Raw genomic sequence first — 13525 nt, 5'->3', positions numbered from 1 at the left:
GTAATAAAGATTAATTATACACAAGACATAACATCCCCTCTGCCACAATAAAAAACGACTAGAAGTAGTATCTAGCCGTTTAACTTTAGTCATTACGCTTCCTCAATAACCACACCTGCAATATTTACTGCATGGTCACCCACTCGTTCTAAATTACTTACGATATCAACATAGATGATCCCCGCAGATCCTGTACATCTATTTTCATTTAGACGCATAATATGTTTCTTTCTAAGATCACGTTCCATTTTGTCAATCTTGTCCTCTTTTTCTAGTACTGCTTTTGCATCTTCCAGATTATGTGTTTCTAACGCTTTTATCGATTGTCTTAATGTAGAGACTGTCAAATCAAACATTTCATCTAAATCGGCGATTGCTGATTCAGAAAACTTAACCTTATTTCGTACTTGATTATCAACAAGCTCCATTATGTTTTCCATATGATCTCCGATTCTCTCAAGGTCTCTAACAGTATCCATTAACGTAGAATGTAATTTTGAATCTTCCGTAGTTAATGAATGTGACGATAACTGAATTAGGTACTCCGTGATTTTACGATCGAGATTATTAATTGCATCTTCAAACTGTGGTACTAGCTCACCGTGTTTCTTTTCATGCGTTTTCATGTACTTGCCAACTTCTACAAGTCCTTTTTCCGAAAGTTCTGCCATTCTGATTACTTCTTTTTGAGCTTGACCAAGTGCTATTGATGGAGATTCTCTAATGAAGCGTTCATCTAAATGCATTGCCTTATATTCTATAGCTGAATCTTGGCCAGGAATAACCTTTGTAACGATAATCGCTAATATCGCAATAAACGGAAGCTGAATTAATGTATTTGAGACATTGAAAATTCCATGCGCAAATGCGATCGTCATCTCTGGATTTAGTTGTAACCAACTTTGGATACTAGCCATCATAGAAGTAAACGGTAAAATTAGAATAAGTACTATAATCGTACCAATTAAGTTAAAAATGACATGTGTTAATGCAGCTCTTTTGGCTGCAATTGAAGCACCGAGTGAGGCTAACACAGCTGTTATTGTCGTTCCTATATTATCACCAAATAAAACGGGTAACGCTGCATTTAAATCCATCAATCCTTGAGAATATAATGTTTGCAACAAACCAATTGATGCTGATGAACTTTGAACAATTACAGTAAAAACCGTCCCTATCACAACTCCTAGTAACGGGTTATTACTCATACTCAACGTCAAATCGGCAAAAGCTTGTACGTCACGCAATGGGTACATCGCATCACTCATGAAATTTAGACCTAAAAATAATGCACCGAATCCAAAGGTTACTTGTCCATAATTATTTACTTTTTGGTTTTTAAAGAAGAAAATTAAAAAGGTTCCTAAAGCTATAATTGGTAGAGCATATTCGGATATTTTAATCCCGATGATAAAAGCTGTAACCGTCGTCCCTATATTTGCCCCCATAATAACACCAATTGCTTGCTTTAAGGTCATAAAACCAGCATTCACTAATCCGATTGTTAAAACGGTTGTACCAGTACTTGTTTGAAGTAAGACTGTCACTACTATCCCTGCTATAACACCCATTATTGGATTTGTCGTAAACTTATCTAACAAGTCCCGTAGTCGGTCACCTGCTACTTTTTGAAGACCGTCCCCCATATATTTAATTCCAAATAAGAAGATCCCTAGCCCTCCAATAAACATGAACAGCAGCGCTTGTAAATCCATTTTATCAACCCTTCTCTCTATCGTATCGACAAATCTCTACAACGTTTGTCCCCCTTCACATATTAAAAAATTGTTAAAGGAATGTAAACAATACATATGTAAAGAGATTGTAAAGGTTTTGTAAATTCCACCATTTTACAATTATTTCAGTGACTTCGTTAACTAGTTTTCACAGAGCATGGTTTTGTATTCAATTTTTTAAAAGAGAGATACTAAAAAAGGAGAAAATGAAAATGAGGAGGTTATACTATGCCAAGCAGCAACGATCAATTTGAAGAAATTTATGAACAATATCGCAAACAGAGCGATATTCCGACCTCGCAAGAGCTCTCAAATGAAAAAATGGATCATGAAAAAATCATTGCTGTTCGAAAAAATGAAGAAGGTGATTTAATCGCATTTAAAACTGACAATGGTCGTGAATTAGACTATATTACTGCATTAACAGAGGCAAAAGATGGAAAGTTAGCTCAAGTTGATGTCTTTCATAAATATGGTCGTGATATCTTAAGAAGCGAGCCAGATGGCATAAAAGAAAACAATCTCGACAATTTACCAACCTTTTAGGTTAAAGGTTTATCTTTTACTATTGTAGAAAAGTTGTCTCAAATTAAATATGAGAGGTTGCAATGGCCCTGTTTGCTACACAAACCTACTTCTCTCAAAGCTCTTAGAAAATGTAGCGATTTCGTCATTACTAGGGGGTGTGCCCAAAGGTCAATTTAGACCTATGGGCACACCCCCTTTCATTAATGTTCTATATTTAAACCTTTTATCGAATCCATATGACTAGCAATCATTGCTATAATCGTACTTGCCTCATCTTTGCTAAAGATGAAGTTAAACTCATCTTTAATCAGCTCGTTATCATCTGTTTTTACTCTATTAATTCTCTGAAGAATTCCATCGCCTGTCTCTTGGATCACCCCAAATTTATACGTTATTTCAAGGTCTTCATTATCATCAATATACGCTGTTACCTCTGGAGTTTCCCAATCAACATCTAATGTTTCATACTCGTATTCATCGTCCTCTTCATCATCCACAACTTCATAATATTCAGCTTCATCATATTCATCTTCATCATCCATGTATTCATGGAAACTCTCATGAACAATATCAATAATATCATCAATATCTTCTAAAATTGTTCTAGAAATCAAATCCAGATCTAAATCGAATGATTCTATGTAGAATTCATTATTATTCGGGTCAAAATAAAGGGTGCAAAAGTACTCACGATCATTCTCCTCATTTTCTACAAAGAATTCGATTCTTGGATGCTTAGCGCCTTTATCAATGGCCATATGTCCAATTTGGTCATATTCCTCACAAATTGATTCAAGATCATCTTGAAGTTCTGCTGAAACTCGATCAAACCAATCCAATGTCATGACAATCGCCCCTTCACAATTTAATTCATCATTCATTTCCTTATTAGTTTGTTCCAATCCAACAGATTTCAATCACCAACGGACATATTTGTTTTCATCCTTCAACTACGTTCTTTAATCCTGATATACAAATACATACACTTTTCTGTTATTTCAAAGAGGCAAGAACATCAGAGTATTTATCATAATTTGCTCTTATACCCTCATCTAATTGTATTCCTTGAGCTTGTTTACAAATATGTAAAAGCTGTGCCTCAAATGTATCTAATTCATCTAAACGAGCTTTAATAATCTTTTTCTCCTGATCAAGCTTCTTATCAACTTGTTTATTGGGTTGACTGAAAGTACGGTCAATAGAAATTAATCGATCCATATAAGCATCGAATATTCTTCTAAAGTGATTCGTTTTTAATTTAGTAAAGGTATCCTGCTCGATACGGTGTACATATAATAACGCTCTTAACCCTTTTTCTTTCCCGGAATCAACCAGCCAATAAATTGGTCGTTTATTGTACATTTTAAGATGATCTTTAAAGAACTCATCTTGAAAATAGCGTCTCAATCGTTCTTCTGGCATTTCACCCGTTTTTAAGATTAGTGAACTTGCTAACCACTTCATATTTTCATCGACATGATTCGCTCCAAATAAAACCTTTAAAAATTGACACAAACGTAAAATGAGGTCATCTTTGAAAAATGCCTCACTCGTAATAACCTGAATACCATCTTCAGTTGGTCTAAAAGATGGATAGTTAGAAGAATCCCACTTGCCACCGGCATAAACAAGTCCTTCACGATCAAGAGAATATCGTCCAAAAAGACAACCAATAAAATAAGATAAGAACGACCTTGCATCACGGCCTCGTTCAGCTAACTGTATTGTAATGTCTCTTTCTTCAATAGTAGGAGTAAGCTCTTCATGTAAATTGTATATGTTTATAAAAATTTCATTTAGTTTTTCTTCATTTTCTTTTAACGTCATTACGTACTGTTTATTTTGATCGTACCACTTTTTATAAGCAATGGATAATCGCGAATTGTTGTTAAAAGTTAGAAATGGATGTCGCTTAAAATTCCATGATATTTCCTTGGAGTCCCAATCTTCCTTGGCAATAGTAATATTTGCTTTAGCCAGGTTTTCAATTAGTTCATTCTGTCCTTTTCTAATGATCGGCAACTTCCCAATAACACCTGAACTATAGTTAATGGTTGGATTTAATATATGTAATAATGTATTAGCAACTTTAGAGTTTAAAAAGCTTGCAAAGAAATAATAATCATCTCTTTTGTCAGAGAAAAATGCATGAGAACCAACGTCAAAAATCATTCCTTGAGGAAAACAACGAACACCAAACTTATTTGAACTAATTAAAGTCCATGTAATCCCTTCACGAAAGTAATATTGTACATTTTTGGGTTTTGCATTACTAGGCAGACACTTCCCAGTTGAAAGCTTGTAAAGTTTGTCTTCTCTTATCTCTTTTCCATCATGCTGCCAATTAACAACAAATTCATTATTCCCATACCACTTTCGCATCGGACCACCTTTGTTCAATGGAAACCACTTCTTCCCACTTGCTTGAGCTTCTTCGCGATTATAATCAAAGCCTATACTTGTATATGACACTTCAAACCAATACCGATGAAAACGTTCATTATCGGCTGTAGCAAGGCCTTGACGTGGTTCTGCAATATTTTTTAAGGGAACACCAGTTAAAAAAGCACTAACTATTCTTTCACTTAACCAGTAGACAATCGGTGATTCTGGAATTATTGAGAATTTAGCTTGTTTGCAAATATATTTATGCTTTTTTTCAAGGAAAGCTTTTTTCTTCAAGTTTGTATTTCTATACTCTATTAATCGAAAATAAACAGCATTATACTCCTTACTTTGAATATGACGAGAAACAAAAGCCGTAGATTGAACAACCTCTCCACCTATATCTTCGAAAGTATAAGCCCCAAGGTGAAGCATCGACATTATTGTACAATTATCTAACACTTTCTCTCTTAACCTTTTATAACTAGTTAAAAACATCCATGACTGTTGATTTAGTAAAGAAAAAACACCATTTGGCTTGGTGAAAAGTCTAGCCCGTTCTAGGAAAACAGCAGACAAATCATACTTGCTGTCAGGGTAATGTTTCTTAATATAGTTACTAATGGAGTCAGATAGCCCTCGGATGCCCATATACGGTGGATTGGTAACAGTTATATCATATGTATTTGATAGCATCTCTCCTTGTAAGAGAAGATGATACAAGGTCTGTAACTGATTAGCTAACTGTTCTTGACCTATGGTCAAGTTCATCTCCTCAATGCGGTTTATATATTTTCTAAAATGAATTTGTCTGGGGAATTGAATAGAACCAAATTGTTTAGCATTGATAAATGTAATAAGAAGTTCCCTTAGACTTGCTTCTTCATCCTCATTATTTGTAATGATCTTTGTGACTTTCTCAATGTCAACATTATTTGAATCTTGAATGGATAGAATATTAACTTTAACGTTTTTAGAAGGTATTTCACCTGACTTCTGGTAAGCTTTTAGTAGTAAAATAAAGGTAGCCAATTGCGCAGCACGCTCATCTATATCAAGACCAAATAAATTCTTTTCCAAGATTAACTGTGGAATTTCTTCTCTGTCATAGCCTGCTTCTTTATACATTTCGTAGTACAAATCAAACGCATACACTAGAATATGTCCAGATCCAACACAAGGGTCAATAAAAGTGGTTGCTTCCAAGTTAAGTTGTTTGTACTCAATCTTATTAAGCTTTTTTCTAACTTCTTTTTCTTGATTCTCTTGTTGAACGTAGTATTGCATCGACTGACGCAACCGAGAGCTAGGATTTCCTTCTAACCAAAGTTGCCCAAGAGAGTTGTCCACCATATACTGAACAACCCACTTTGGAGTAAAAAGCTGGGTTGCTAAAGAAAGCTCATCTTTATCTATTTTTTTGTTTTGTTTCAAATCCTTAAAGACGGCATCTTTTGATTCACTATTGTAAAATTGATAAAGCCATCCAATCATTTCCACATCAGCAAAGAGATTAGTATAGGTTTCACTCCCAAAATCACGCTGTAATTCAGAATTTACATTCGTCAAACTCTCAGGCATCAACAATTCAATATACGGTTCATGTTTCATAAAAGCAGAAGGGAGTATCTCTTGTAGTAAATGACACTGCGCAATATAAAGTGTACGGTTAACAACATGAATTTCCCCTTTTTGGGAAAATGAAAGTAACTCTCTTTTATCGAATTCGAAGTGTTCTGTTTGAAAAGAAGCAATCTCATCATCAACATGATTACATTCAGACAGTTTTTCAATTGTTTTTAATCGGTTAGGTAACAGTCCGTGTACCTCCAAACAACGTATCGCAATCATACGATTAAACCAAAAATATGTTACCTCATCTACCAATCGCTGAATTCCTTTTTTTTGAAGGTTATTTTCTAAAGATTGAGACATCGTTTCCAACTGCGAAGAACTTATAAACTCCTGAGAGTCCTTGTAATTATTTAATAAACTAACACGTTTTGAAACCTCTTCACGAATTTTTCGTCTAGTTTGAATAGTAAATGTTTTTATGCTAGTTCGATTCATTTAATACCTACCTCCAAAGGTAGAGATTCATAATGCTATTATTACCGTAGATTAAAATTCAGTTATCTTAATCTATTTCAACCAACCTATTTATTACAAATTTTTTTAACAGAACTTTTTGAAAGCATCATAAAAAAAGACAGGAGCTAGTGCCTTTTAGGCAATGTGCGTTGCCTTAACCTCTTTTAAAAGCCTTACTATGAGTGGGTTTCTCATAGTAAGGCGCGTAACGTGTGGAGCCATTGCGTTTCTTCGAGGTTTTATCAGTGTCCTCGCTAGTGATGAAGTTCCTGTCCAAGCTGTAATGGTAATGTAATCTTAAAAACTGTTCCACTTCGTGTTGAAGAATGCAATTCAATCGTTCCATAATGATTATCAATTATTCGCTGGACTATTGTCAAACCTAGTCCAGTACCATTCTCTTTTGATGTGAGGAAAGGGTCAAATATTGACTTTTTAATATCATTTGGAATGCCACGCCCATTGTCTTCTATATATATTTCATAGGCATTCTCTGTAAGTTTGGAATAAATGTTTATACGCCCATTAGTACCCATAGCTTGAACGCTATTCCTAACTAAATTATGAAAGACTTGTTTCATTTGTTTAGTATCCAGCATAAGTGGAATTCTTTCCAAAGCTATATTTATTTCAACATTTTCCTTTGTTAAGGATTGTTGCATTAATGGAAAGATTTCATTAATAACATCCTCGATATATGATTCCTTTAGCATCGGAGCACTTGGTTTTGTTAATAGTAGTAATTCCTCAATGATCGAATTAATTCGATCAAGTTCTTTTATCAAAAGTGGCACATGATATTGATTTTTTTCTGACTTTGAAAGGGTCTGATTCATTAAAGTGAGAAAGCCATCAATAACAGCTAAAGGATTTCTTATTTCATGAGCAGCTCCTGCAGCTAACTCACCAACTAGTGCTAGTTTTTCAGATTGGTGCATCCTTTGTTCAAGTTCTTCCGTTTCACTAATGTCTATAAAGTAGAATAACCTTCCTACCCTATCATATTGATCTTTAAGGATCGATTGCGAAACCAAAAGTGAACGTTCGTTGGAAGCCGATTGATAAGTAACCTTCACGTTTTGTATAAGTTGCTTTGAGTGTAAGATATTCCAAAACGCATAATTTCGGTTTTTTTGTTCAATATTTTCTAAGTCTCTTTTTAATAGTCGCTTTGCTGCTTCATTATATGACATTTCGTTCGTTTTTTCATCTACCGTTATGATTCCCACTGGTAAAGAATTAAGTATTTGCTCTCTATAAATTTTATCCATTATAATTTTATTAAAAGAATCTTTTAATTTTGAAGACATTTCGTTGATTGCTACCGTTAAGCTTTGTAACTCTACCTGTTCACTAGATTCAACTGTAAGGCCGTATTGTCCACTGGCGATACGGTTTACTTTATGAACGACATTCTCAAGAGGTTCGGTTAAGTTTCGGCTAATTCGATATGCAACAATAAATGATAAAATAATAGCGCCTACTGTTAAACAAAGTAGTAACCAAAGAGATTGATTAATAATAGATGAAAAATGTAAAGAGTGCCCAGCCAATGATTGTAATACCTCTTTATTTACTCTATTTAACTCATCCTCAATTTCATGTAAAGAAGGTAAATAGTGTTCTTCAATATAGAGCTTGGCGGCTGTTTTATCTCTAAAAGTAAGTAATCCTTGTAAGTTATTCTCAATTTGAAAATCCAGCAAATCGATCATTGTTTTTAAATGTTCAATCGTTTCAGGAACTGGTCCTTGATTGATCATTCTTTCATTAAGTTCGGTCGTTAGTAATTCGTATGCTTCTACGAAATCAGCATCCAGATCATCTGTCATAAATTCTCTGGTCATGTATCTCTTAATACTAATCTCTTTTTCCCAATGTGAAATCCAAACTAACTCTGGAATGTTTCGCTCATTAATTTCTTCACTTACCTTATTAACCTGTTCAATAGAGTGTATAACGATAAACGAAAAACTACTTAAGATAAATGTCATCAAAAGGAGGACTATTAAAATTTTACTGCGAAAAGTTATTTTTTGAAGTAAATTCCTCATATGCCCTCCGAAATCCTAAACTAATTTACATTTTGTCGTACTTCTGCTATTTTTGATAGCAAATATTCCTTTTCTTCTTCTGTAAACATCGGACCAAACTGACCTAATTTATATACACCATCTAAATCTGTCAACATAATCGTACCTGAGGGAATGCCATCTTCACTAAAATAATCCTTCATGATTGCTACATAAGTTTGTGATACGTCATTCATTACACTAGTTAAAATTACATCTTCTGCCATATACGATTGGTCGTCAAGGTATCCTATCACGTATATCCCCTGTTGTTTTGCACGTTCAATTACTTTACGATTATAGGCGTTACCTTTTGAATAGACAACATCCACACCTTCTTGAATTAATTCTTCAAGTATTTCAAGAGCCTTATCTCCATCTTCTCTACTTCCTACTATCCTATAATGAAATTCAGATTCTGGTTTAATAGTACGTAGTCCCTTTTCAAATTGAGGTTTGTTCTCTCTAGTGTCATACGCATCTATCACTCCGACCTTATTTGAATTCGTCTTAAGTCCGGCAGCTAAAGCTGCAACAAATTCTATTTCCCCTTGATTAAATGTATAGACTGATTGATTAGGGTGTTCCGATGTGCCGTGAATTGTTGCAAAGTGAATATCCGGATGGTCTAAGGCTAGTTTTGTAAATACATTAGCGAATTCTCTTCCATGACCAATAATAAGTTCGACATTCTCTTCTACTAATTGTATCACTATTTCTTCGGTTAATTGGTCTGTATTAATTTCACTAAATAATGAAACTGAAACTGGGAATTGCTCTTCTATTTTTAACTGCCCTTTATAAGCAAGACTCCCCCAACTTTGATCAGCGATAATATCGCTTGTAATGATCGCAACATCCTTATTATCACCAGCATTAGTTACAGGATTCGTTTGAAATAACAAGTTTCCTACCCTTAAAACAAATATAGAAACAAATACACTTGCAACAATCACTGTTACTAGTAGCACCATTTTTGTTTGAGATTGCTGCATTTTCAACTCTCCTTTTTAGTTATTTAGGTCTATTTTACTAAAAAAAGAGCAATCATTCTACCTTTTTTCTGCTAGATTCGACAAAATCGATCAAAATGACATCTGTGGCAAGTACCAAGTTTACATAATATAATTATAAGAAATAAATTAAGTGGATTATTTTTACACTTCACTAATAACTTTCTTATCTAAAATGTCAACTAAAAGCTAATAAATACCCCAAATCCCACCAAAAAACACCCTATACTTGTCTGTCAAGTATAGGGTGTTTACAAGGAAACAAGTTACTTATCTAAGTAGATCTATTACTTTGTTGAAAACTTCTTTATCTTTAGAATTCATTTTTTTAGCTTTGACTTTGGATTTCCTTTTTGCTTTTTCTTTTGATTCGAACGTAACAATTTGCAAATAAAAAGGCTTTGTTTCCCGGTTTCCACCCAAATAACCTTTTAGAAAATTCATTTTTTCAGAAGAACCAGTAATTTTCCCATTATAATCCCATTCTATTCCATTCTCATAATCGAGATCCATCTTTTCTTTTATAGCTAGTGCTTCAGCAACGGCCTCTTGAGGAGTGTTAAATACAGAGTTAATTTTTCTAAACCCTTTCTTTTTAAATCCATCTCCAGCTTTAGCTTGATAAACTATATTCGTCATATCGTCATCCTTTCGTGTTGGACTCACGCCCTGGGTTGGTGAGTCAAAACACCAGAAGATCAAAGGGAAAAAGTCTTTCTATAAGTATACCCTCTATTTCCTATTTTTACTACCTCTTATAAGTAAACGCTTTTTTTAGATATGGATTATAAAAGAACTTTAGCATAATAGTCACAACTGTGAGATAATAAAAGGAATGAGTAAAAGTGTACAGGCACACTCATCAAAACATTTAGTATGTCTTTTTAGACAGCTTATGTAAAAATTAATTAATTAGAAGTTGGGGGTTCTTCAATGAAAAACAAAAATAAATTTCATCCTAATGATAAAGTCTTGTTAAAATCAACTGGTGAAACAATAACCATTAATAAGCTTAGCTACGTACCGAATATGAAAAGATATTCCTATACTTGTTTGGAGCATCCGAGTACATTTTACTTTGAGGAAGAATTAGAACAACTCAAGAAATAAGTTTGAAGCAATAATCTTTTCGTTTGTTTCTTGCTTTTACTAAATACATCTGTTATTATTAAGTTAATTATTTTTGTTCGGATAAACTGATAGAATAAATTATCTTTTATAAGTGATTTTGTCTTGATGGATTATAGATGGGCAAGGATAGTAATAATTTTGTGGATAATCCACGTTGGAGGCAATATCATGACACAAGGTACAGTAAAATGGTTTAATGCAGAAAAAGGTTTCGGTTTTATTGAAGTTGAAGGTAGCGACGATGTATTCGTACATTTCTCTGCTATTCAAGGAGAAGGATTCAAATCTTTAGAAGAAGGTCAAACTGTTTCATTTGAAATTGAACAAGGCGCTCGCGGACCACAAGCTGCTAACGTTCAAAAGTAAGCAGTTTTTTTGGAAAGCCACCTATTTGGTGGCTTTTTTGTTTTATAAGTAAAAAAATTCGCCTACTAAACCATTATCGAGTAGACGAAACATAGGATCAGTAAAAGAATAGAACCAAATAAAAGTGGTGAAAATGAAACTAGCTTATTTCCTTCACGTGGTACATAATTCCCAAGTGTTTTCATAGCAAGATGAGCCTCTGTAGACGTACCACTAGTTGAAAGTAACAGCGAAATAGCTCCGACTATAAAAGCTACATTAACTAGGCTAAGATCAAACACAAAACCAATTAAAAAGCTAATTACAACTAATGTAAGTAAAATTAAACTTGAAGCGATCATAAAATGTTTTATGTTATTCATCCTCCTCTCAATTTTCTATTTTATAAACGAATATACATGATGTAAAGTTACAGAATAATCGGTCAAGATAGGGCATCCTTTTTAACGTACAAAATAGGCGCTTATGAATGTATAAGCGCCGTTTCCTACCATTTAAATTTATACTTCCATAATAATTGGAATAATCATTGGTTTTTTCTTTGTATGTGAAAATATATATTGTCCTACAGACTTTTTCACTTGTTTTTTAATCATATTCCATTGATTTCTGTTCTCTTCTTCTATCTCTTCCACCGTATTTGCAATCACACGGTTAACCTCTTTTCGGAGCTCCTCGTACTCTTTATATATAAACCCACGAGTAATAGTGTCGGGTGATGAAATCAATTTTCTTTTTGCTTTACTCATTGTTAGAACGATCACAATCATTCCATCCTCTGATAGCTGTTTGCGATCGCGTAATACAATATCACCAACATCCCCTACACCAATTCCATCAACATAAGTGTTTCCTGTAGGAATGTTACGAGTTTGTTTTGCAATTCCATGTTCAATATCTAGAACATCTCCATTGTTCATAATAAATGAATTTCCCTGCTCAACTCCAACCGACTCAGCTAACAAGCGATGATGATGTAGCATCCTATATTCTCCATGAATTGGAACGAGATATTTGGGCTTCAACAGAGTAAGCATTAGTTTTAAATCCTCTTGATAGCCATGGCCGGAAACATGCATACCAGATGAACTTCCCGAACCATAAATCACGTTCGCACCTCTTGCATACAAGTTGTCTACGATACTTGTAACACTTCGTTCATTCCCCGGTATTGGGCCGGCTGCAAAGATAACCGTATCCCCTGATAAGATGTCTACACCTCGGAAATTACCAGTTGATAAACGAGCTAAAGCGGCCATTGGTTCTCCTTGGCTTCCTGTACATAAAATAGCAACTTTTTCTGGTGCCATTTCGTTGATTACATTTTGATCAATCAGCATTCCATCTGGAACGCTTAAATACCCTCGTTCCATAGCAACCGATACGACATTCACCATGCTACGACCAAGTAAACCAAGCTTTCGATTGGTTTTTTGCGCAGCATCAATCACTTGCTGAACTCGGCTGATATTTGAAGCAAAGGTAGATATAATCACCTTGCGTTCTGCTTTCCTAAAAGCTTCTAATACATGTTCACCGACCATTTGCTCTGATGGAGTAAAGCCAGGACGCTCTGCATTCGTACTTTCAGATAAGAGAAGCAGGACACCTTCTTTTCCGATTTCAGCCATTTTATGAATGTCTGAATGCTCGTTACCTGCAGGGGTTAAATCAAATTTAAAATCACCCGTATGAACGATATTCCCTTCCGGTGTACGGAAAACAATACCTAAGCAATCGGGAATACTATGTGTTACTTTAAAAAAATTCACGTTCATTTGACCGAATGACAAATTTGAACTTGTATCAATTTCATACATCTCTGTTTCCCGTAAAAGTTTATGTTCCTTTAATTTCAATTCAATTAACCCAAGAGTAAATCGAGTTGCATATATGGGTACATTTAACTTCTTTAAGAAAAAAGGAATGCCTCCGATATGATCTTCATGTCCATGTGTGACAATTAAAGCTCTAACCTTCTCTTTATTTTCTAATAAGTAAGTTACATCGGGGACAATCAGGTCAATTCCTAACAGACTTTCATCCGGAAACTTGTTCCCACAGTCAACTATCACGATCTCGTTTGCACACTCAATTGCGTACATATTTTTCCCAATTTCATTCAATCCACCTAATGCATAGATGGATAAAGAACTTTCTGTATTGCCCAAATAAATAACCTCCTTTTTTAGGTCCTAATAAC

The 13525-nt window shown here is 34.4% G+C and carries 11 protein-coding genes; 3 read left to right on the top strand and 8 right to left on the bottom strand.

Annotated elements, in window-relative coordinates; translation table 11 throughout:
* Window positions 1-92: 92 nt before the first annotated feature.
* Window positions 93-1715 (bottom strand): Na/Pi cotransporter family protein, encoded by a 1623-nt coding sequence (locus AC1FXZ_RS01580; protein WP_480050339.1) that lies wholly within the window; start codon window positions 1713-1715, stop codon window positions 93-95.
* Between the two features lie 249 nt (window positions 1716-1964).
* Between AC1FXZ_RS01580 and AC1FXZ_RS01575 the strand changes: the two genes are divergently transcribed.
* Window positions 1965-2282 (top strand): DUF3892 domain-containing protein, encoded by a 318-nt coding sequence (locus AC1FXZ_RS01575; RefSeq protein WP_480050337.1) that lies wholly within the window; start codon window positions 1965-1967, stop codon window positions 2280-2282.
* A 182-nt stretch (window positions 2283-2464) separates the two neighbouring features.
* On the opposite strand, the gene AC1FXZ_RS01570 is transcribed toward AC1FXZ_RS01575, so the two are convergent.
* From AC1FXZ_RS01570 to AC1FXZ_RS01550, 5 genes are all read right to left on the bottom strand, one after another.
* Window positions 2465-3109 (bottom strand): hypothetical protein, encoded by a 645-nt coding sequence (locus AC1FXZ_RS01570; RefSeq protein WP_480050335.1) that lies wholly within the window; start codon window positions 3107-3109, stop codon window positions 2465-2467.
* Between the two features lie 148 nt (window positions 3110-3257).
* On the bottom strand, window positions 3258-6719 hold the full coding sequence (pglX, locus tag AC1FXZ_RS01565; RefSeq protein ID WP_480050333.1) for a BREX-1 system adenine-specific DNA-methyltransferase PglX: 3462 nt from the start codon (window positions 6717-6719) through the stop codon (window positions 3258-3260).
* A gap of 275 nt (window positions 6720-6994) precedes the next feature.
* Window positions 6995-8794, bottom strand: coding sequence for a sensor histidine kinase (locus AC1FXZ_RS01560; RefSeq protein WP_480050332.1), 1800 nt, complete (start codon window positions 8792-8794; stop codon window positions 6995-6997).
* A gap of 20 nt (window positions 8795-8814) precedes the next feature.
* A complete protein-coding gene (locus AC1FXZ_RS01555) occupies window positions 8815-9807 on the bottom strand; it encodes a BMP family ABC transporter substrate-binding protein (protein ID WP_480050330.1) in 993 nt (330 codons plus the stop codon).
* 288 nt (window positions 9808-10095) lie between these two features.
* The gene (locus AC1FXZ_RS01550; protein WP_480050328.1) at window positions 10096-10464 is read right to left on the bottom strand and encodes a hypothetical protein; all 369 of its coding nucleotides are present in this window, start codon (window positions 10462-10464) and stop codon (window positions 10096-10098) included.
* A 294-nt stretch (window positions 10465-10758) separates the two neighbouring features.
* Between AC1FXZ_RS01550 and AC1FXZ_RS01545 the strand changes: the two genes are divergently transcribed.
* Complete coding sequence (locus tag AC1FXZ_RS01545; RefSeq protein ID WP_480050326.1) at window positions 10759-10935, top strand: hypothetical protein; 177 nt, start codon at window positions 10759-10761, stop codon at window positions 10933-10935.
* Window positions 10936-11124: 189 nt separating this feature from the next.
* Window positions 11125-11322, top strand: coding sequence for a cold-shock protein (locus tag AC1FXZ_RS01540; protein ID WP_315615525.1), 198 nt, complete (start codon window positions 11125-11127; stop codon window positions 11320-11322).
* Between the two features lie 65 nt (window positions 11323-11387).
* Here the strand turns inward: AC1FXZ_RS01540 and AC1FXZ_RS01535 are convergent, their stop codons facing one another.
* Window positions 11388-11684 (bottom strand): hypothetical protein, encoded by a 297-nt coding sequence (locus tag AC1FXZ_RS01535; protein WP_480050324.1) that lies wholly within the window; start codon window positions 11682-11684, stop codon window positions 11388-11390.
* Window positions 11685-11822: 138 nt separating this feature from the next.
* A complete protein-coding gene (locus AC1FXZ_RS01530; protein ID WP_480050322.1) occupies window positions 11823-13493 on the bottom strand; it encodes a ribonuclease J in 1671 nt (556 codons plus the stop codon).
* Between the last annotated feature and the right edge of the window lie 32 nt (window positions 13494-13525).

It is taken from the genome of Halalkalibacter sp. HAAS-P014, assembly GCF_056619965.1.
Note: the sequence above shows the minus strand (reverse complement) of the source record. Positions and strands in the feature narration are given on the sequence as shown.

What these genes read in the sequence shown, in the direction of transcription:
- AC1FXZ_RS01545 (WP_480050326.1), top strand. Translation starts at nt 10,759, where the DNA reads ATGAAAAACAAAAATAAATTTCATCCTAATGATAAAGTCTTGTTAAAA.
- AC1FXZ_RS01550 (WP_480050328.1), bottom strand. Translation starts at nt 10,464, where the DNA reads ATGACGAATATAGTTTATCAAGCTAAAGCTGGAGATGGATTTAAAAAG.
- AC1FXZ_RS01555 (WP_480050330.1), bottom strand. Translation starts at nt 9,807, where the DNA reads ATGCAGCAATCTCAAACAAAAATGGTGCTACTAGTAACAGTGATTGTT.
- AC1FXZ_RS01580 (WP_480050339.1), bottom strand. Translation starts at nt 1,715, where the DNA reads ATGGATTTACAAGCGCTGCTGTTCATGTTTATTGGAGGGCTAGGGATC.
- AC1FXZ_RS01535 (WP_480050324.1), bottom strand. Translation starts at nt 11,684, where the DNA reads ATGAATAACATAAAACATTTTATGATCGCTTCAAGTTTAATTTTACTT.
- pglX (WP_480050333.1), bottom strand. Translation starts at nt 6,719, where the DNA reads ATGAATCGAACTAGCATAAAAACATTTACTATTCAAACTAGACGAAAA.
- AC1FXZ_RS01560 (WP_480050332.1), bottom strand. Translation starts at nt 8,794, where the DNA reads ATGAGGAATTTACTTCAAAAAATAACTTTTCGCAGTAAAATTTTAATA.
- AC1FXZ_RS01570 (WP_480050335.1), bottom strand. Translation starts at nt 3,109, where the DNA reads ATGACATTGGATTGGTTTGATCGAGTTTCAGCAGAACTTCAAGATGAT.
- AC1FXZ_RS01575 (WP_480050337.1), top strand. Translation starts at nt 1,965, where the DNA reads ATGCCAAGCAGCAACGATCAATTTGAAGAAATTTATGAACAATATCGC.
- AC1FXZ_RS01540 (WP_315615525.1), top strand. Translation starts at nt 11,125, where the DNA reads ATGACACAAGGTACAGTAAAATGGTTTAATGCAGAAAAAGGTTTCGGT.